Consider the following 18572-nt stretch of genomic DNA (forward strand, 5'->3'; position numbering starts at 1 on the left):
TTCTCGGGAGTAATTCGCCGAGATGCTGAGCCCCAAGCCTTGCGCAAAGATGTCTGGTTTATTGCGGCGCTGACGCTTTATTGCAGGATTGAAATATATGACGCGCTGCCGTGAATGGTTTTAGATGGCGGCTCCATTCGCCCCTTAAGTGACCTTCGGTGAACAGTCTTTTAATTGTGGACGACGACCTTGAAGTCCTCGATCTACTGAAAAAATTCTTCGTGCAGCACGGCTACAGCGTCGAAGTCGCCACCGACGGTGCGTCGCTGTGGGCGGCCATCGAGCGCCAGCCGCCAGACCTGATCATTCTTGACGTGATGTTGCCGGGGGACAGCGGGTTGATCCTGTGTCAGCAACTGCGGATTCGGAACGCAATACCGGTGATCATGCTGACCGCCATGGGCGAACTCAGCGACCGGGTGGTCGGCCTCGAACTGGGCGCCGACGATTACCTGACCAAACCCTTCGACGCCCGTGAACTGCTGGCCAGGGTGCGCGCTGTATTGCGCCGCGTGGACGAGCGCCGTCCCGTATCGCAGGAACGACCACGGCCGCTGATCGACTTCGCCGACTGGCACCTGGACGTCACCCGTCGTGAACTTCGCTCGCCGGACAACGTGATGATTCCGCTGTCGGCCGGCGAATTCGACTTGCTGCTGGTCTTCGTCGAACACCCGCAGCGCATCCTCACCCGTGAACAACTGCTGGACCTGGCGCGCGGGCATTGCCACGACGCGTTCGATCGCAGCATCGACGTTCAAGTCAGCCGCCTGCGGCGCAAACTCGAGTCAGACACCAAACGGCCGGCGATGATTCGCACCGTGCGCAATGGCGGTTACCTGTTCACACCCAGCGTGACGCGGCGATGAGCTGGCTGAAGCGGATTCGCGCCCGAGACTGGCCGCAAGATACGGTCGCGCGCTGGATCGCGTTGACGATCATCCTGGCCATGCTCATTTCACTGGCGCTCAACGGGCTGTTTATCCAACTGGCCGGCGTCTGGGCGCGTCCGCCGCTGACCGAAACCGGCCTGCTGGAAAAAGCCGCGGCCATCAGCCGCATCATCGAGGCCGCCCCGGCGCCCCTGCGTAACTCATTGGCGCAAGCTGCCGGCGAGAACGGCTTCACCGTCAGTTGGCACCCTGACCGGCACGATCTCAATCTGCCGACCGTGGACGATCCGAAGTCCGACATCGGCTCGACCATCCTGCAGCCGATGCTCAGAGCCCCTGACCGGCGCATCGAAGCCTATGAACCGGCCGACTGGACGGAGCACACGGCGGACGCGCATTACGCGCTGCTGATCGAGCTATCGGATTCGACATGGCTGATGTTCTCCGCGCCCTCGCGCAGTTGGGGCCTCGACGAAACGCCACGCTACCTGATCGTAATCCTGCTGGTGCTGATCTCCACCGCCCTGGTCGCGCTGATCGCCACCCGGCGCCTCGCCACACCTTTGCAGCACTTTGCCGAAGGTGCCCGACGCTTCGGCGTGGACTTCCGCGCTCCACCCATCGAACCGCTGGGCCCACAGGAAATCCGCCAGGCCATTCTCGCGTTCAACGCCATGCAAGCCCAGCTGCAGCACTTCATCCGCGACCGCACGCAAATGCTCGCCGCCATCTCCCACGACCTGCGCGCGCCACTGACGCGGATGCGCTTGCGTGGCGAATTCATCGAAGACAGCGAGCAACAGCAGCGTTTGTTTCGTGATGTGGATGAAATGCAGGCGATGATCAACTCGGCGTTGGAGTTCTTCCGCGATGATGCCCGGCTTGAGCCAGCGACCCAGTTTGATCTGGCGGAACTGCTGCAAACGTTGCTGGATGATTATCGGGATCAGGGTTTCGAGATTGCTTTCAGCGGGCCGTCGCGGTGGGTGTATTTCGGGCGACCGTTGGGGCTTAAGCGGGTGATGACCAATCTGCTGGATAACGCGATCAAGTACGGTAGTGAGCCGGCGATTGAACTGATCCCCGGAGCCGGGGAGGTGAGGATCAAAGTGCTGGATCGTGGGCCGGGTATACCGGATGCCAGTCTTGAACAGGTTTTTGCACCGTTCTTTCGCATGGAAGGTTCGCGGAACAAAAGCACGGGGGGCGTTGGGTTGGGGTTATCGGCGGCGCGGGCGATTGTGCTGGAACACGGAGGCGAGCTGACACTGCGTAATCGGTCGATGGGCGGGTTGGAAGCGTTGGTGGTGTTGCCGGTGCATCCAACGCCCAGACAGTTAAGCAATTTCTGCAATGACGCAATCTTGTAGCAGCTGGCGGAGCCTGCGTTCGGTTCGGGCCGCGTTCGGACGTAGCAGTCGTAAAACCTGAGCTTGCGGTCTTCCTGAGACACCGCATCTTCTTATTTCACGACTGCTGCGTCCGAACGCGGCCCGAACCGAACGCAGGCTGCGCCAGCTGCTACAAAAATTGCGTGACGGCTTAACGGATCATCTGAACCTAAGCCTCCCAGCCCGCCCCACTGACCGCCGCCTGCGCCAGTGGATGCAAGTCTGCCCCTTGATGCTCGGTCTGCCAGGCCAGCAATTCCTTGCGCATGCCGGGCGTCCAGTACATCTGCAGGTGATTACGCACGCCGAGCACGGCCTGTTGCTGGTCCGGTTGACTGGCGAAGTACTGGGCGATCTGGTTGGCCATTTTGATCAGATTTTCAGTGCTCATCGGCGTACCTCGGCTTTAGTGCCACGTGCCTGGCGGCGTTCGTTGAGCAGACGGTGCTGGTTGTCGCTGAACTCCTGATAGCGTTTTTGCCACTCGGAAGGGTGGTAGACGCGGCTTACTTCCACGGCGGTGACCTTGTACTCCGGACAGTTGGTGGCCCAGTCGGAGTTGTCGGTGGTGATGACGTTGGCCCCCGATTCCGGGAAGTGGAAAGTGGTGTACACCACGCCCGGGGCGACTCGTTCGGTGACCCGCGCACGCAGTACGGTCTGGCCGGCGCGGCTGCCGATGCCGACCCAGTCACCTTCGTTGATGCCACGGCTCTCGGCGTCGGTCGGATGGATTTCCAGGCGATCTTCGTCGTGCCAGGCGACGTTGTCGGTACGCCGGGTCTGGGCGCCGACGTTGTACTGGCTGAGGATGCGCCCGGTGGTCAGCAGCAGCGGGTAGCGATTGTTGACCTTTTCCTCGGTGGGCACGTAGCCGGTGAGCATGAAGCGCCCCTTGCCGCGCACGAATTCGTCGATGTGCATGGTCGGCGTGCCGTCCGGTGCCGCGGCATTGCACGGCCATTGCAGGCTGCCGTGGCGATCCAGTTCGGCGTAGCTGACGTTGGTGAACGTCGGCGTCAGGCTGGCGATTTCATCCATGATTTCTGACGGGTGCGTGTAGTTCATCGGGTAGCCCAGGGCGTTGGCCAGGGCCACCGTGCCTTCCCAGTCGGCCTTGCCACCCAGAGGCTCCATGACTTTGCGCACTCGGGAAATGCGTCGCTCGGCGTTGGTGAAGGTGCCGTCCTTTTCCAGGAACGAGCTGCCCGGCAGGAACACGTGGGCGAACTTGGCGGTTTCGTTGAGGAAAATGTCCTGCACCACCACGCATTCCATGGCCGACAGCGCCGCGGTGACGTGCTGGGTATTGGGGTCGCTCTGGGCGATGTCTTCGCCCTGGCAATACAAGCCCTTGAAGCTGCCGCCAAGGGCTGCCTCGAACATGTTGGGAATGCGCAGGCCCGGGTCGGGTTGCAGGGTGACGTTCCAGGCCTGCTCGAACTGCGCCCGAACCACCTCGTTGGAGATGTGTCGGTAACCGGGCAGCTCATGAGGGAAGGAGCCCATGTCGCAGGAGCCCTGAACGTTGTTCTGCCCACGCAACGGGTTCACGCCCACGCCTTCGCGGCCGATGTTGCCAGTGGCCATGGCCAGGTTGGCGATGCCCATGACCGCGGTGCTGCCCTGGCTGTGCTCGGTGACGCCCAGGCCGTAGTAGATCGCGGCATTGCCGCCGGTGGCATACAGACGGGCGGCGGCACGGATGTCGGCAGCGTCTACGCCGCAGATGGGGCCAAGGACTTCCGGCGAGTTTTCCGCGCGGCTGACGAACTCGCTCCAGTGAGCGAAATCCGCTCCCTCGCAACGAGCGTCGATAAAGGCCTGGTTGAGCAGGCCTTCGGTGACGATGACATGGGCAAGTGCGTTGAGCATGGCGACGTTGGTGCCCGGGCGCAGGGCCAGGTGCAGTTCGGCGCGGGCATGCACCGAGTCCACCAGATCAATGCGCCGTGGGTCGATGACGATCAGTCGCGCGCCTTCACGCAAGCGGCGTTTGAGCTGGGAGGCGAACACCGGATGGGCGTCGCTGGGGTTGGCGCCCATCACCAGGATCACGTCAGCCTGCATCACCGAGTCGAAACTCTGGGTACCGGCGGACTCGCCAAGGGTTTGTTTCAGGCCATAGCCGGTCGGCGAGTGGCAGACGCGCGCACAGGTATCGACGTTGTTGTTGCCGAATGCGGCGCGCACCAGTTTTTGCACCAGGTAGGTTTCTTCGTTGGTGCAGCGACTGGAGGTGATGCCACCAATGGAGTCGCGGCCGTATTTTTGCTGCAACCGACGGAATTCGCTGGCGGCGTAGGTCACCGCTTCATCCCAGCTGACTTCCTGCCAAGGGTCGTTGATGTGCTGGCGGATCATCGGTTTGGTGATGCGATCCGGGTGGGTGGCGTAGCCCCAGGCAAAGCGCCCTTTGACGCAGGAGTGGCCGTGGTTGGCGTGGCCGTTTTTATCGGGAACCATGCGCACCAGCTTGTCGCCTTTCATCTCGGCGCGGAACGAGCAACCCACGCCGCAATAGGCACAGGTGGTGATCACGCTGCGTTCGGGCTGACCCAGTTCGACCACGCTTTTTTCCATCAGCGTCGCGGTCGGGCAGGCTTGCACACAGGCGCCGCAGGATACGCATTCCGAGTCGAGGAAGTTCTCGCCACCGGCAGCCGCAACGCGGGATTCGAAACCGCGCCCGGTAATGGTCAGGGCAAAGGTGCCTTGGGTTTCTTCGCAGGCGCGTACGCAGCGGTTGCAGACGATGCACTTGCTCGGGTCGAAGTCGAAGTAGGGGTTGGAAGTGTCCTTCACGTCAGCCAGATGGTTGTCGCCTTCATAGCCGTAACGCACCTCCCGCAGGCCGACCTGGCCGGCGACGGTTTGAAGCTCGCAATTGCCGTTGGCCGAGCAGGTCAGGCAGTCCAGCGGGTGATCGGAGATGTACAGCTCCATGACGTTGCGGCGCAGGGTTGCGAGCTTCGGCGTCTGGGTGTGCACGGTCATGCCTTCAGTGACCGGCGTGGTGCAGGACGCGGGATAGCCGCGCATGCCGTCGATCTCCACCAGGCACATGCGGCAGGAGCCGAAGGCTTCCAGGCTGTCGGTGGCGCACAGTTTGGGAATGGTGGTGCCCAGCAGCGCAGCGGCGCGCATCACCGAAGTGCCTTCGGGCACGCTGATGCTGCGGCCGTCGATATTCAGGGTGACTTGCACCTGGCTGTCGCGGGCCGGAGTGCCAAGATCGATATCGGTGTTCGGGTCGAAAAGAGTGATCATTGGTCGGCCTCCGAGGCTTGCAGACCGAAGTCGGCGGGGAAGTGCTTGAGGGCGCTGGCGACCGGAAAGGAAACCATGCCGCCCAAGGCACAGAGCGAACCGTATTGCAGGGTGTCGCACAGGTCCTTGAGGATGATCACCTGTTCATCTCGACCGCTCTGGTCAGGCGCAGCCAGCAGGCGGTCGATCACCTCCACGCCCCGGGTCGAGCCGATGCGGCATGGCGTGCATTTGCCACAGGATTCTTCTGCGCAGAACTGCATGGCGAAGCGCGCCATGTGGGCCATGTCCAGGCTGTCGTCGGCGACCACTACACCACCGTGACCGAGCATCGCGCCGATGGCGGCGAACGCTTCGTAATCCAGCGGCGTGTCGAACTGCGACGGCGGCACCCAGGCGCCGAGCGGGCCGCCGACCTGAGCGGCCTTCAGCGGCCGGCCGCTGGCGGTGCCACCGCCGTAGTCTTCCACCAGTTCCCGCAGGGTCAGGCCAAAGGCCCGTTCCACCAAACCACCATGACGAATATTGCCCGCCAGCTGGAAGGGCATGGTGCCCAGGGAGCGGCCCATGCCGTAATCGCGATAGAACTGCGCGCCCTTGGCGAGAATCAGCGGCACCGAGGCCAGGGTCAGCACGTTGTGCACCAGCGTTGGCAGGCCAAACAAACCCTTCAAGGCGGGGATCGGCGGTTTGGCGCGGACGATCCCACGCTTGCCTTCGAGAGAGTCCAGCAGCGCGGTTTCCTCGCCGCAGATGTAAGCGCCGGCACCGACGCGCACTTCCATATCGAAAGCCTGACCGCTGCCGCCCACATTGGCGCCGAGGTAACCGGCGGTCCGAGCAATGTTCAGCGCCTGGCGCAGTGTGGCCACGGCATCCGGATATTCCGAGCGCACATAGATGTAGCCGTAACTGGCGCCGACGGTGATCCCGGCAATGGCCATGCCTTCGATCAGCAGGAAGGGATCGCCTTCCATCAACATGCGATCGGCGAAAGTGCCGGAGTCGCCTTCGTCGGCGTTGCACACAATGTATTTCTGCGCCGCTTGGGTGGCGCGGACCGTGCGCCATTTGATCCCCGCCGGGAACGCCGCGCCGCCACGACCACGCAGGCCTGAATCGAATACTTCCGTCGCGGTTTGCTCACCGCCAACGGCCACGGCCTTGGTTAAGCCCTCGAAACCGCCATGGGCCCGGTAATCATCCAGCGACAGCGGCCGAGTAATACCGGCGCGGGCGAACAGCAGGCGTTGTTGAGTCTTGAGATAAGGCAGCTCTTCCACTAGGCCCAAGGCCAGCGGATGGGTGGACGGCTCGCCTTGCAGGGCTTCGAGCACGGACGGCACATCGGCAGCGGTCAGCGGGCCGAAACCGATCCGGCCTTGCGGGCTGCCCACTTCCAGCAGCGGCTCCAGCCAATACAAGCCGCGCGAACTGGTGCGCTGCAACTCCAGGGGCAGATTGCGTTCCTGAGCCGCAGTGATCAGCGCCACCGCGACTTCATCGGCACCCACGGCACGGGCAAGAGAATCAGTAGGCAGATAGAGCGACGGCATCATGCGTCCTCCCGGCAAGCATCGAGCAATGCATCGAGACGCTCGGCACTAAGCCGCGCATGCACCCGGCCATCCAATTCCAAAGCGGGCGAGCAAGCACAGGCGCCGAGGCAATACACCGGGCGCAAACTGATGCTGCCGTCGGCGCTACTGCCGTGATCGTCCAGTTGCAGGCGTTCGCGCAACTGCGCGGCGAGCTGCTCGGCACCGCGGCTCTTGCAGGACTCGGCCCGGCACAGACGCAGGATATGCTTGGCCGGCGGCGCAGTACGGAAATCATGGTAAAAACTGATCACCCCGCGAATCTCCGCCTGACTCTGATTGAGGGCGTGGGCAATCTCGGGGACGGCCGCATCGGGGATGTAGCCGATGCGTTCCTGAATATCATGAAGAATGGGCAACAGTGCACCCGGAGAGTCCTTGTGGCGCTCCAGCAGGCTGTTGACCAAAGGCAGGTGCAACATCTCATCAGGCATTCAGCAATCCTCACGGTCACGGACAAACCAGATGGTTGTCGGTCGTCCGAAAGTGTCGGCTGCGGCACTCACACCACGTCACGGTATCGTGGCAATTTCAGGCCGTTGGCCAGGGCACCCTGAGCGGGCATCTTGTTGTGCCCGGCGCGGTCTTTGCCGCACCTCTATAAGGGCATTAAGGCAGCTTGCCACGCTGCTTTTGATTCAACAGCACCAAAGCGACGTGTTCAGTTCTTTCTACGACCTTCTATTGAGTCTAGAAGAGTGCGGCCGGAGGCGTCGTCCCTGAATGGTCGGGGACTATCTGCAGCGCTAGCGCGAATCATGCTTGAACCACCCCCAACCCGCTGCTGATGCACCAGTTTCCAGCGCTTGTGCCAAGCTGATGGGGTGTTAATACGCCTGCCACTCAGGCAAACCTCAGGAAGCCCATGACATGAAGCACACTCATGCATCGAACGTCCGTCGAGAATTCTTCAAAGCAATCGGGTTCTACTTGCGTGTTGTCTGGCCGATCTTTTCCGTACTGTTTTTTCTGATTGTGCTGTTCGGCCTCATCATCAGCTACCTGGAGGGCTGGGATCTTTTTGACGGCATCTATTTCGGCTTCGTGACCGGTTTGACCATTGGCTATGGAGAGCTCGTGCCGAAACTTGGCGTCTCGCGGATTCTGGCGATTTTGCTGGGGTTCAACGGGGTGCTGATGACGGCGATATTTGCGGCGATCAGTGTTCGGGCGATTGAGGTTGCAGTGCGGGCGGCGGGGCGGGAAGAGTCGGATACGCCGACGGCGTGAAGTCAAGCTTGGTTGCTACTGGAAGGGGAGCAAGTCATCGACTCCTGCAAATCCATGCGCGACGGCGTGGTGTTTACCAACAAACGCATCATCGCGGTCAACGTGCAGGGCATCACCAGCAGGTCGAAAGCCCCGAAAGAACTCGGGGCTAACAATGCCAGTCAATTCACCGCAAACCCTGTAGGAGCAAAGCTTGCTCGCGAAAGCGCCAGACCATCCAACATCAATGCTGAATGCCCTACCATCATCCCAAGCAGTCCGCTCCCCCAGACTTCACACCTCACGGACCGACATCAGAACCATCCTGCCATTTCCCAGCCACTACCCTTCAGACTTCGCCCCCGCCCGCTTAGACGCCAGCTCATTGTCCCGATCCCGATTCAGCACCTTCACCGCATCATCCACCACCGCCTTACTCATCGCCGTCAAATAATGCGCGGCCCAGGCGTGACGGTCGGTGTCTGTGGTGTAAGCAGCATCTTCGGTCAGCTTCTTGGCGAGAAAAAGAAAATCAGAAGCCATGGCCAACGCATCGCCGAGCGGGACGCCGCGGGTGACATGGAATAGGGCTTGGTCCGCGCAGTAGATGGCGGGGGTTAGGCCGATGGTTTTGAGTTCGGGTTGTTCGGTCATTGGCCACCTCCGATAACGGATAGGCAGCGGGAGAGGGCGGACGGTGGGGCGTTACGCAACTGAGAGTCACGTTGAGGGAAAAGCCAAATTTTGTACGGATTGATGCTGCGCATTATCAGACTCCTTGATATATGGAGCTGCCATATCCGTTTCCACACGAATGGGTGACAGCTGTGCGCAGGGTGGAAAACCGGGAATCAAGGAAACCGGCACGCCCGAAGACGTCCCACGCACAGCCGCCATAACTCACGCCGCAGACACAAAAAAAGCGCCGGCAGACGTGATGGGGGCGCTGTTGCGCCTTGAATTACACGGGTTTCCACACCCGGTCGCTGAATTGGCAGCGACGTCGGAAGGGTAGCGTGCAAGCCTCATTCCTGCAACGTTCATAAACTCTTTGCTCAGTGCTTTCGCTGGGAAAACTAGCATCGGGTATCGAACAGAATATCCCTACCGAACTCTCGGAATGGCCTGACAACAATCCGCAGCGTACTGTTTTAGGCTGCGCATAAGCGCGCTGCCTCGTCTGTCGAAAATCCGCATAAACCGTAGTGTTTGCCGCGTTTTATGCGACGTACAGATTTGACATGGTCATTAGGCTACGGCAGCATTGACCCCAATCGCGCCCGATCCTCTGGTGCTGGCTCAGTCCGGCATTACGTTCGGGCCTTCTTGTTTCTGGAACATGGAAGTTGTCTACCCCAGCCCCTCCGAAGCCGTTCCGTACATACTCTGATTTGGTCGCGATTTTGGCCAGCAGGGGTATGCAGATCCATGACCCCTCACGTGCAGAGCGCAAGCTTGCGCAGTTAGGCTATTACCGCCTCAGCGGTTATTGGTACCCGGCTCGAGAGTTCAAAATGAACGGCCTGCAGCAAGACGTTTGCCCGGTCACGGGCAAGCCTCTGCGTCTGGACACTTTCCAGGCAGCCACCTGCTTCAACTCGGCCGTAGACCTTTACAAGTTCGATAAACGATTGCGAATGCTTATGCTGGATGCAGTCGAGCGTTTGGAGGTTCACCTCAAGACCGTAATGGCTCACGAGGTTGGGTATCACGACCCAATGGCTTACACCAATGCGAAATTCATCCTGCAAAAATGGACTCAACCGTACACGGACCGCAGCGGCAATAGGCGGAACAAGTGGGTGGAGTGGAGCCAGAAGCAGCAGTCGCACGTTGCTCGGAGCAAAGAGGACTGCATTCAGTGGCACTTTCGAGCCGGTAAGTCCATTCCCGTTTGGGTTGCGGTAGAAGCATGGGATTTCGGTGATCTTTCTGAGTTCTTCGAACTGCTTAGTAGCAAGTATCAGAATCTCATACTCGCGCGCCTCGGTTTGAATAACGCCAGGATGCTCAGCCGATGGATGCAACAAACCAGCCATTTGCGCAACCGCTGTGCGCACCATACGCGTATCTGGAATCAGGCCTCGCCTAACGCGTTGGCGGTACCCGCAGAACCGTATTTTCAGACGCTGGGGCTAGATCAGCACGCGCTCAAGCGGTTGTACGGGTCAGTCGCGGTCATATGGTTTCTGCTGCAGAAAATCGCACCAGCCTCGACCTGGATCAGCGACGTCGCGGATTTGATCGACAGCAAACCTGCTATGCCGGGCTGCACCTTCAAGGCGATGGGGTTCCCGGATGAAACCGGATTCCCTCGGCAACTGTTCGGGATTTAGTTGGCTTTGGCGTAAGTCCATGTCGGGTGTGCCATCCCATCCATCCCAGATCGCATCGAGTAGTCGGCCACCCAATTGAATCCTTACTAGATAGCTTTTCAGTCATGCTAAGCCCACGACTGCCACTCCACTTCATCAATCACAGAATGTGTTTCAGATAATCCTTGAGCCCGATAAGCGGCGCATCGAGTTGCTCCATCGTCCGTGCAGCGCTGAAGTCTTCCGCCAACCTATTCAACTCGCGGCCTAAGACTGTATCCACACCGCCGATAGCGTTCAGCGTCAACTTCAGGCATTCATCCACTTTACTGTGGATCACCTCAACATCCCCCCTACGCACCAGCAACCCAAAAACCTCCCGCTCATAATCACTCATCATCAAATCATCCCGCAGGATCGGACTTGAATCTTCCGTCTCGTAAGCGAGCTTGAGGCAGAACAGGGCGACGGTTTCCAGCAGCAGTTCCATGGGGTGAATCCTTGGGAGGTGTCGGGCCGGCCTAGGGTGCAAAGATCAAAAGATCGCTGGCAAGCCAGTTCCTACAGGACGGCGGTGGGTGAGGGCACTTTTCTACAGACGAAAAAAAAGGCCTTGCTAAGCAAGACCTTTCTTAATTTTGGTGCCCCGAGGGAGACTCGAACTCCCACTTCTTGCGAAAACGGATTTTGAATCCGCCGCGTCTACCAATTCCGCCATCAGGGCTCAATGGCGGCGAAGTATAGAGATGAGATAACCGTCGGTCAATCAGGTACATGGAGAATTTTTGATATTTCCGCTAGACTTCCCGGCCCTGCTAGACGAACCCCATCATGCGCGTTGCTGACTTTACCTTCGAGCTCCCTGATTCGCTGATCGCCCGCCATCCTTTGGCCGAGCGTCGCAACAGTCGCCTGTTGACCCTTGATGGGGTCAGCGGCGCCCTGGCACACCGTCAATTCACTGATTTGCTCGAGCATTTGCGCCCGGGCGATTTGATGGTGTTCAACAATACCCGGGTGATTCCGGCGCGGCTGTTTGGCCAGAAGGCTTCCGGCGGCAAGCTGGAAATCCTGGTGGAGCGGGTGCTCGACAGTCATCGCGTGCTGGCCCATGTGCGGTCCAGCAAGTCGCCGAAACCGGGTTCGAAGATCCTGATCGACGGCGGTGGCGAAGCCGAGATGCTGGCGCGTCACGATGCGTTGTTCGAGTTGGGGTTTGCCGAAGAGGTGTTGCCGCTGCTCGACCGCGTCGGGCACATGCCGTTACCTCCTTATATAGACCGCCCGGATGAAGGCTCGGACCGCGAGCGTTATCAGACGGTGTACGCCGAGCGCCTGGGCGCGGTAGCGGCGCCGACGGCGGGGCTGCATTTCGATCAGCCGCTGATGGAGGCGATTGCCGCCAAGGGCGTCGAGACGGCGTTCGTGACCTTGCACGTCGGCGCTGGCACCTTCCAGCCGGTGCGCGTCGAGAAGATTGAAGATCACCACATGCACAGCGAATGGCTGGAAGTCGGCCAGGACGTGGTCGATGCCGTCGCCGCTTGCCGCGCTCGCGGTGGTCGCGTGGTGGCCGTGGGGACCACCAGCGTGCGTTCCCTGGAAAGTGCCGCACGCGATGGCGTGCTCAAGCCGTTCAGTGGCGACACTGACATCTTTATCTACCCGGGCCGCCCGTTTCATGTGGTCGATGCCCTGGTCACCAACTTTCATTTGCCCGAATCCACGCTGTTGATGCTGGTTTCGGCGTTCGCCGGTTATCCCGAAGCCATGGCCGCTTACAAAGCCGCCGTGGAGCATGAATACCGCTTTTTCAGCTACGGTGATGCGATGTTTATCACCCGTAACCCCGCACCACGTGGCCCTGAGGACAAAGAATGAGTCGCCAAAGTCGTATGTCGTTTGAGTTGCTTGCTACTGACGGCAAGGCTCGTCGCGGTCGTTTGACCTTTCCGCGCGGTACCGTCGAGACCCCGGCCTTCATGCCGGTGGGCACGTACGGCACCGTCAAGGGCATGTTGCCGCGGGATATCACCGCCACTGGCGCGGAAATCATTCTGGGTAACACCTTCCACTTGTGGCTGCGTCCTGGCACCGAAGTGATCAAGAAGCACGGCGACCTGCACGATTTCATGCAGTGGAAAGGCCCGATTCTGACTGACTCCGGCGGTTTTCAGGTGTTCAGCCTGGGCGCCATGCGCAAGATCAAGGAGGAGGGCGTGACCTTCGCTTCTCCGGTCGACGGCGCCAAAGTGTTCATGGGCCCGGAAGAGTCGATGCAGGTCCAGCGCGACCTGGGCTCGGACATTGTGATGATCTTTGACGAATGCACCCCGTACCCGGCTGACGAAGACGTCGCGCGGGTATCGATGGAGCTGTCGTTGCGTTGGGCCAAGCGTTCGAAAGAAGCTCATGGCGATAACACGGCGGCACTGTTCGGCATCGTTCAGGGCGGCATGCACCAGGATCTGCGCATGCGCTCCCTGGAAGGTCTCGACAATATCGGCTTCGATGGTCTGGCCATTGGCGGTTTGTCGGTGGGCGAGCCGAAGCACGAGATGATCAAGGTCCTGGATTACCTGCCGGGTCAGATGCCGGCTGACAAACCTCGTTACCTTATGGGCGTTGGCAAACCGGAAGATCTGGTTGAGGGTGTGCGCCGCGGTGTGGACATGTTCGATTGCGTGATGCCAACCCGTAATGCCCGCAATGGGCATCTGTTCATTGATACAGGCGTGCTGAAGATCCGTAACGCGTTCCATCGCCATGATGATTCGCCGCTGGATCCGACCTGCGATTGCTACACCTGCCAGAACTTCTCCCGTGCTTATCTGCACCATCTGGACAAGTGCGGCGAAATGCTGGGTAGCATGTTGAATACCATCCACAATTTGCGCCATTACCAGGTGCTTATGGCTGGTTTGCGCGAGGCTATTCAACAGGGTACATTGGCCGCCTTTGTCGATGCCTTCTACGCCAAACGCGGGTTACCTGTTCCGCCTTTGGACTGAGTTTTCTGACCCCAAGATTCAACATTTGCAACTGGAGTGCTAAATGAGCTTTTTTATCTCTAATGCCATGGCTGACGCTGCTGCACCTGCAGCAGGCCCAATGGGCGGCGGCTTTGAGTGGATTTTCCTGGTCGGTTTCCTGGTCATTTTCTACCTGATGATCTGGCGTCCACAGGCCAAGCGCGCCAAAGAGCAGAAAAACCTGCTGAGCAGCCTGCAGAAAGGCGACGAAGTTGTGACCACCGGTGGTATCGCCGGCAAGATCACTAAAGTGGCAGACGACTTCGTTGTTCTGGAAGTTTCCGACACCATCGAAATGAAGTTCCAGAAAGGCGCCATCGCCGCCACGCTGCCAAAAGGCACGCTGAAAGCGATCTAAGTTTCAACTTCTACTCAATCGACGGGGCGCGCAAGGCGCCCCGCGTCATAAGCGGGCGGCGTGATGCTGAACAAATACCCTCTGTGGAAATACATTCTGATCCTGGCGGTGCTAGCGGTCGGTCTGATTTATTCCGCTCCCAATCTATATCCTGATGACCCGGCCATTCAGGTCAGCGGTGCAAGCACTTCGCTGCAGGTCACTCAGGCTGATCTGGATCGTGTGGGCACAGCGCTCAAGGAATCCGGGATCAACGTCAAGGCTGCCACCCTGGCAGCAAACGGCAAGGGCGGTCTGATTCGCCTGACCAAGGCTGAAGATCAGCTACCTGCCAAAGACGTCGTGCGCAAGGCATTGGGTGATGACTACGTCGTTGCACTGAACCTGGCACAAACCACCCCGCAATGGCTGCGCAGCCTGGCCGCGCACCCGATGAAGCTGGGTCTGGACTTGTCCGGTGGTGTGCACTTCCTGCTGGAAGTGGACATGGACAAAGCCCTCGACGCTCGCTTGAAAGTGTACGAAGGCGATGTGAAGAGCCTGTTGCGTAAAGAGAAACTGCGCTATCGCAGCCTGCCGCAACTCAACGGTGCGATTCAGCTGGGCTTCACTGATGAAGCAACCCGCGAACAAGCCCGTACGCTGATCCGCAAGAGCTTCAACGATTTCGACATTGTTCCGGCCGACCTCAATGGCCAACCGGTGCTGCGTCTGGCGATGACCCCGGCCAAGCTGGCGGAAATCCGTGAATATTCCATCAAGCAGAACTTGACCACGGTACGTAACCGCGTCAACGAGCTGGGTGTTGCCGAGCCAATCGTTCAGCGTCAGGGCGCCAACCGCATCGTGGTTGAGCTGCCGGGCGTGCAGGACACCGCCGAAGCCAAGCGTATCCTCGGCAAGACGGCCAACCTTGAATTCCGTCTGGCTGCTGAGCCGGGTGCTTCGAAAGCCACTTCCGAAACCTTCGAGTTCCGTGAAGGCAATCGTCCGCCAGCACAGATCGAGCGTGGCTTGATCATCACTGGCGACCAGGTGACTGACGCCAAGGCTGGCTTCGGCGAACACGGCACGCCAGAAGTGAACATCCGTCTGGATGGCCACGGTGGCGAGCTGATGAGTCGTGCGACTCGCAGCAACGTCGGTCGCAGCATGGCAGTGATCTTTATCGAGCAACGTCCGGTTACCACTTACGTCAAGCAAGTGGTTAACGGCGTCGAGAAAGACGTGCCGGTCCAGACGTTCAAGGAAGAGAAAAAGATCATCAGCCTGGCGACCATTCAGTCGCCGCTGGGTGCTCAGTTCCGCATCACTGGCCTGAACGGCCAGGGCGAGTCGTCCGAACTGGCGCTGCTGCTGCGTGCCGGTGGTCTGGCTGCACCGATGTACTTCGCTGAAGAACGTACCATTGGCCCAAGCCTGGGTGCCGACAACATCATCAAAGGTGTTGATGCATCGCTGTGGGGCATGCTGTTTGTCTCGCTGTTCATCATCGCCATCTACCGCTTCTTCGGCATCATCGCCACCGTCGCTCTGGCGGTGAACATGGTGCTGCTGCTGGCCTTGATGTCGCTGCTGGGTGCAACACTGACCCTGCCGGGTATCGCCGGTATCGTGTTGACCATGGGTATGGCTGTCGACGCCAACGTTCTGATCTTCTCGCGGATACGTGAAGAGATCGCGGCGGGCATGACCGTACAACGGGCAATCAACGAAGGCTTCGGCCGGGCATTCACCGCGATTCTCGACGCCAACCTGACCACTCTGTTGGTCGGCGGGATTCTCTTTGCGATGGGCACCGGCCCGGTCAAAGGTTTCGCAGTGACCATGTCCCTCGGGATCTTTACCTCGATGTTCACGGCCATCATGGTGACCCGCGCGATGGTCAACCTGATCTTCGGCGGTCGTGACTTCAAGAAGTTGTGGATTTAAGGGGCTGCCATGTTACGTACAATCAACTTCATGGGCGTTCGCAACTTTGCGTTCGGCGTCACATTGTTCCTCACGGCATTGGCATTGTTCAGCGTCGCCACCAAGGGTATGAACTGGGGGCTGGACTTCACCGGCGGTACGCTCATCGAGCTGACCTACGAGCGTCCGGCCGATGTCACCAAGGTGCGTGAGCAACTGGCCACTTCGGGTTATCACGAGGCAATCGTGCAGAGCTTCGGTGCGACTACCGATCTGCTGGTGCGCATGCCGGGTGAAGATCCGCAGTTGGGTCATCAAGTGGCAGAAGCGCTGCTGAAAGTCGGCGGCGACAACCCGGCGACGGTCAAGCGCGTCGAATTCGTCGGCCCTCAGGTCGGTGAAGAGCTGCGCGACCAAGGCGGCCTCGGCATGCTGATGGCGTTGGGCGGCATCCTGATCTACCTGGCTTTCCGCTTTCAGTGGAAGTTTGCGGTCGGTGCGATCGTTTCGCTGATCCATGACGTGATCGTGACCATCGGTATCCTGTCGTTCTTCCAGATCACCTTCGACCTGACGGTGCTGGCGGCGGTACTGGCGATCATTGGTTACTCGCTCAACGACACCATCGTGGTATTCGACCGGGTTCGTGAGAACTTCCGTGTGCTGCGCAAGGCGTCCTTGATCGACAACATCAACATCTCGACCACGCAAACCCTGCTGCGGACCATGGCAACGTCGATCTCCACTTTGCTGGCGATCGCGGCCCTGTTGTTCTTTGGTGGCGACAACCTGTTCGGCTTCTCCATTGCGCTGTTTATCGGTGTGTTGGCGGGTACCTACTCGTCGATCTACATCGCCAACGTCGTGCTGATCTGGCTGAACCTGAGCACTGAGGATCTGATTCCTACAGTGGCTACCGATAAGGAAGTCGACGACCGCCCATAACGGCTATCGTTTTCCAGCTGTCGGCCGAAAAGGCGCGAGTATTGAACTCGCGCCTTTTTTTATGCTCCAAGGCTGGGAGAAGCGCGGGCTTGTCCCGCATGTGATGGTCAGGAGGTTCATGTGAACAAGTCGATGCTGGTTGGTGCAGTATTGGGTGCTGTTGGTGTGACGGCCGGGGGTGCTGTTGCCACCTACAGCCTGGTCAAAAAAAGCGGCCCTGAGTATGCGCAAGTTCTGGCCGTTGAACCGGTCAAGACACAAATCAAGACGCCACGTGAAGTATGCAAGGATGTTGCAGTAACCCGGCAAGCGCCGGTGAAAGATCAGCACCAGATCGCGGGTACAGTTCTGGGTGCCGTAGCGGGTGGTTTGCTGGGTAATCAGATTGGTGGCGGTACGGGCAAGAAGATTGCCACCGTTGCAGGTGCGGTCGGCGGCGGTTACGCCGGCAACAAGGTCCAGGAAGGTATGCAGAATCGTGATACCTACACCACGACTCAAACGCGCTGCAATACGGTGAATGACATCAGCGACAAGGTTGTAGGTTACGACGTACGTTATTCGCTGGATGGCAAGGAAGGCAAAGTGCGGATGGATCGCGATCCGGGTAATCAGATTCCGGTCGACAAGGAAGGCAAGCTGATCCTGGGGCAGAATGAGCCGGCTCAGTAAATAGCTGAAATTCAGATTCAAAAAGAAGCACCCTGCGGGGTGCTTTTTTGTGCCTGGAATGCAGGTTCGAGTCACCACGAGACCCTGTGGTGTTTTCGGGGTCAAATTTCAGGCATAAAAAAAGCACCCCGAGGGGTGCTTTTTTGTGGCTGCTCGCTTAGCGTTTCAGCGAGGCCGGCAGGTGCGGCTGGATGGCCGTCAGTACTGCTTTGAAGCATTTGGTGTTACCGGCAACAACGTGGCCTTTCTCAAGGAAGTCGTGACCGCCGGTGAAGTCGCTCACCAGGCCGCCTGCTTCCTGAATCAGCAGTGCGCCTGCAGCCATGTCCCACTCGGACAGGCCCGACTCCCAGAATGCGTCGAAACGGCCGGCCGCTACGTAAGCCAGGTCCAGGCTCGCCGAGCCGGCGCGGCGGATGCCGGCAGTCTGGCCAACCAGGGCGCGGAACATGCCCAGGTAGTTGTCGAGGTTGTCCATCTGGTCATCGCGGAACGGGAAGCCGGTACCCAGCAGGGCGCCGTCCAGGCTGGTGCGGCCGCTGACGCGCAGACGACGACCGTTCAGTTGAGCGCCGCGACCACGGCTGGCGGTGAATTCCTCCTGGCGAACCGGGTCCAGAACAACTGCGTGTTCCAGGCGACCGCGGTATTTGCAGGCGATGCTGACGGCGAAGTGAGGAATGCCGCGCAGGAAGTTGGTGGTGCCGTCCAGTGGATCGATGATCCACAGGTAGTCTTCGCCTTCGCCGCTACCCGGGTGCATGCCGGTTTCTTCACCGAGAATGCCGTGGGTAGGGTAGGCCTTGCGCAGCGCATCGATGATTTTCTGTTCGGCGGCGCGATCCACCTCGGATACATAATCCTTGGCGTCTTTTTCGTCGACCTTGATGGTATCCAGGCGCTCGATGGAGCGGAAGATCAATTCACTGGCGCTGCGGGCGGCGCGCAGCGCGATATTCAGCATGGGCTGCATGGATG

At 59.6% G+C, this 18572-nt stretch carries 17 protein-coding genes, 1 tRNA gene and 1 pseudogene; 11 read left to right on the plus strand and 8 right to left on the minus strand.

The genetic code is table 11. The features are described from left to right. The first annotated feature begins 158 nt into the window (after window positions 1-158). Both ACMXYI_RS11990 and ACMXYI_RS11995 read left to right on the plus strand, forming a co-directional pair. On the plus strand, window positions 159-869 hold the full coding sequence (locus tag ACMXYI_RS11990; protein ID WP_415773360.1) for a response regulator: 711 nt from the start codon (window positions 159-161) through the stop codon (window positions 867-869). Next, window positions 866-2263 carry a sensor histidine kinase gene (locus ACMXYI_RS11995; protein WP_415773361.1) on the plus strand — a complete coding sequence of 466 codons (1398 nt, stop codon included), beginning with the start codon at window positions 866-868 and terminating at the stop codon, window positions 2261-2263. The genes ACMXYI_RS11990 and ACMXYI_RS11995 overlap by 4 nt, the downstream gene beginning before the upstream one ends. 190 nt (window positions 2264-2453) lie before the next feature. On the opposite strand, the gene ACMXYI_RS12000 is transcribed toward ACMXYI_RS11995, so the two are convergent. Genes ACMXYI_RS12000 through ACMXYI_RS12015 form a run of 4 tightly spaced genes read right to left on the minus strand, consistent with a single transcriptional unit; the run spans window position 2454 to window position 7586 of the window. Next, a complete protein-coding gene (locus tag ACMXYI_RS12000) occupies window positions 2454-2675 on the minus strand; it encodes a formate dehydrogenase subunit delta (protein WP_095131521.1) in 222 nt (73 codons plus the stop codon). Continuing rightward, window positions 2672-5554 carry a formate dehydrogenase subunit alpha gene (gene fdhF, locus ACMXYI_RS12005; protein ID WP_415773362.1) on the minus strand — a complete coding sequence of 961 codons (2883 nt, stop codon included), beginning with the start codon at window positions 5552-5554 and terminating at the stop codon, window positions 2672-2674. Before fdhF ends, ACMXYI_RS12000 begins: the two co-directional genes overlap by 4 nt. Further along, a complete protein-coding gene (locus ACMXYI_RS12010) occupies window positions 5551-7113 on the minus strand; it encodes a formate dehydrogenase beta subunit (RefSeq protein WP_415773364.1) in 1563 nt (520 codons plus the stop codon). The genes fdhF and ACMXYI_RS12010 overlap by 4 nt, the downstream gene beginning before the upstream one ends. Further along, window positions 7110-7586 (minus strand): formate dehydrogenase subunit gamma, encoded by a 477-nt coding sequence (locus tag ACMXYI_RS12015; protein WP_415773365.1) that lies wholly within the window; start codon window positions 7584-7586, stop codon window positions 7110-7112. Before ACMXYI_RS12015 ends, ACMXYI_RS12010 begins: the two co-directional genes overlap by 4 nt. 436 nt (window positions 7587-8022) lie before the next feature. Between ACMXYI_RS12015 and ACMXYI_RS12020 the strand changes: the two genes are divergently transcribed. Together ACMXYI_RS12020 and ACMXYI_RS12025 are read left to right on the plus strand one after the other, a co-directional pair. Next, window positions 8023-8382: a potassium channel family protein gene (locus ACMXYI_RS12020; protein ID WP_415773366.1), complete on the plus strand. Its 360-nt coding sequence runs from the start codon at window positions 8023-8025 to the stop codon at window positions 8380-8382. 12 nt (window positions 8383-8394) lie between these two features. After that, window positions 8395-8506: pseudogene (locus tag ACMXYI_RS12025) on the plus strand (PH domain-containing protein); the annotation flags it as partial. Window positions 8507-8703: 197 nt separating this feature from the next. Here the strand turns inward: ACMXYI_RS12025 and ACMXYI_RS12030 are convergent. Beyond that, a complete protein-coding gene (locus ACMXYI_RS12030; protein ID WP_415773367.1) occupies window positions 8704-9015 on the minus strand; it encodes a DUF3077 domain-containing protein in 312 nt (103 codons plus the stop codon). A gap of 764 nt (window positions 9016-9779) precedes the next feature. Here ACMXYI_RS12030 and ACMXYI_RS12035 point away from each other — a divergent pair. Next, a complete protein-coding gene (locus ACMXYI_RS12035) occupies window positions 9780-10697 on the plus strand; it encodes an Abi family protein (protein WP_415773368.1) in 918 nt (305 codons plus the stop codon). A gap of 139 nt (window positions 10698-10836) precedes the next feature. Here the strand turns inward: ACMXYI_RS12035 and ACMXYI_RS12040 are convergent, their stop codons facing one another. Then, complete coding sequence (locus tag ACMXYI_RS12040; RefSeq protein WP_415773369.1) at window positions 10837-11166, minus strand: hypothetical protein; 330 nt, start codon at window positions 11164-11166, stop codon at window positions 10837-10839. A 149-nt stretch (window positions 11167-11315) separates the two neighbouring features. Further along, window positions 11316-11400 (minus strand) — tRNA-Leu (locus ACMXYI_RS12045). A gap of 107 nt (window positions 11401-11507) precedes the next feature. Here ACMXYI_RS12045 and queA point away from each other — a divergent pair. From queA to ACMXYI_RS12075, 6 genes are all read left to right on the plus strand, one after another. Continuing rightward, entirely contained in the window at window positions 11508-12557 is a 1050-nt protein-coding gene (gene queA, locus ACMXYI_RS12050) for a tRNA preQ1(34) S-adenosylmethionine ribosyltransferase-isomerase QueA (RefSeq protein WP_008025479.1), read from the plus strand. A 14-nt stretch (window positions 12558-12571) separates the two neighbouring features. Next, complete coding sequence (gene tgt / locus ACMXYI_RS12055) at window positions 12572-13687, plus strand: tRNA guanosine(34) transglycosylase Tgt (protein ID WP_161990833.1); 1116 nt, start codon at window positions 12572-12574, stop codon at window positions 13685-13687. Between the two features lie 43 nt (window positions 13688-13730). Beyond that, on the plus strand, window positions 13731-14066 hold the full coding sequence (yajC, locus tag ACMXYI_RS12060; protein WP_008147715.1) for a preprotein translocase subunit YajC: 336 nt from the start codon (window positions 13731-13733) through the stop codon (window positions 14064-14066). 63 nt (window positions 14067-14129) lie between these two features. Next, window positions 14130-15998 (plus strand): protein translocase subunit SecD, encoded by a 1869-nt coding sequence (secD, locus tag ACMXYI_RS12065; RefSeq protein WP_415773370.1) that lies wholly within the window; start codon window positions 14130-14132, stop codon window positions 15996-15998. Between the two features lie 9 nt (window positions 15999-16007). Next, on the plus strand, window positions 16008-16922 hold the full coding sequence (secF, locus tag ACMXYI_RS12070; RefSeq protein WP_415773371.1) for a protein translocase subunit SecF: 915 nt from the start codon (window positions 16008-16010) through the stop codon (window positions 16920-16922). 120 nt (window positions 16923-17042) lie between these two features. Next, the gene (locus ACMXYI_RS12075; RefSeq protein WP_415773372.1) at window positions 17043-17594 is read left to right on the plus strand and encodes a glycine zipper 2TM domain-containing protein; all 552 of its coding nucleotides are present in this window, start codon (window positions 17043-17045) and stop codon (window positions 17592-17594) included. A gap of 157 nt (window positions 17595-17751) precedes the next feature. Here ACMXYI_RS12075 and suhB read toward each other — a convergent pair whose 3' ends face one another. After that, the gene (gene suhB / locus ACMXYI_RS12080) at window positions 17752-18567 is read right to left on the minus strand and encodes a type III secretion system regulator SuhB (protein WP_033061458.1); all 816 of its coding nucleotides are present in this window, start codon (window positions 18565-18567) and stop codon (window positions 17752-17754) included. Window positions 18568-18572: the final 5 nt, after the last annotated feature.

This window comes from Pseudomonas lyxosi, assembly GCF_047758685.1.
GTDB lineage: Bacteria > Pseudomonadota > Gammaproteobacteria > Pseudomonadales > Pseudomonadaceae > Aquipseudomonas > Aquipseudomonas lyxosi.

Coding starts and splice junctions, on each gene's coding strand:
- ACMXYI_RS11995 (WP_415773361.1), top strand. CDS start 866: ATGAGCTGGCTGAAGCGGATTCGCGCCCGAGACTGGCCGCAAGATACG.
- ACMXYI_RS12000 (WP_095131521.1), bottom strand. CDS start 2,675: ATGAGCACTGAAAATCTGATCAAAATGGCCAACCAGATCGCCCAGTAC.
- fdhF (WP_415773362.1), bottom strand. CDS start 5,554: ATGATCACTCTTTTCGACCCGAACACCGATATCGATCTTGGCACTCCG.
- ACMXYI_RS12010 (WP_415773364.1), bottom strand. CDS start 7,113: ATGATGCCGTCGCTCTATCTGCCTACTGATTCTCTTGCCCGTGCCGTG.
- ACMXYI_RS12015 (WP_415773365.1), bottom strand. CDS start 7,586: ATGCCTGATGAGATGTTGCACCTGCCTTTGGTCAACAGCCTGCTGGAG.
- ACMXYI_RS12020 (WP_415773366.1), top strand. CDS start 8,023: ATGAAGCACACTCATGCATCGAACGTCCGTCGAGAATTCTTCAAAGCA.
- ACMXYI_RS12030 (WP_415773367.1), bottom strand. CDS start 9,015: ATGACCGAACAACCCGAACTCAAAACCATCGGCCTAACCCCCGCCATC.
- ACMXYI_RS12035 (WP_415773368.1), top strand. CDS start 9,780: ATGCAGATCCATGACCCCTCACGTGCAGAGCGCAAGCTTGCGCAGTTA.
- ACMXYI_RS12040 (WP_415773369.1), bottom strand. CDS start 11,166: ATGGAACTGCTGCTGGAAACCGTCGCCCTGTTCTGCCTCAAGCTCGCT.
- queA (WP_008025479.1), top strand. CDS start 11,508: ATGCGCGTTGCTGACTTTACCTTCGAGCTCCCTGATTCGCTGATCGCC.
- tgt (WP_161990833.1), top strand. CDS start 12,572: ATGTCGTTTGAGTTGCTTGCTACTGACGGCAAGGCTCGTCGCGGTCGT.
- yajC (WP_008147715.1), top strand. CDS start 13,731: ATGAGCTTTTTTATCTCTAATGCCATGGCTGACGCTGCTGCACCTGCA.
- secD (WP_415773370.1), top strand. CDS start 14,130: ATGCTGAACAAATACCCTCTGTGGAAATACATTCTGATCCTGGCGGTG.
- secF (WP_415773371.1), top strand. CDS start 16,008: ATGTTACGTACAATCAACTTCATGGGCGTTCGCAACTTTGCGTTCGGC.
- suhB (WP_033061458.1), bottom strand. CDS start 18,567: ATGCAGCCCATGCTGAATATCGCGCTGCGCGCCGCCCGCAGCGCCAGT.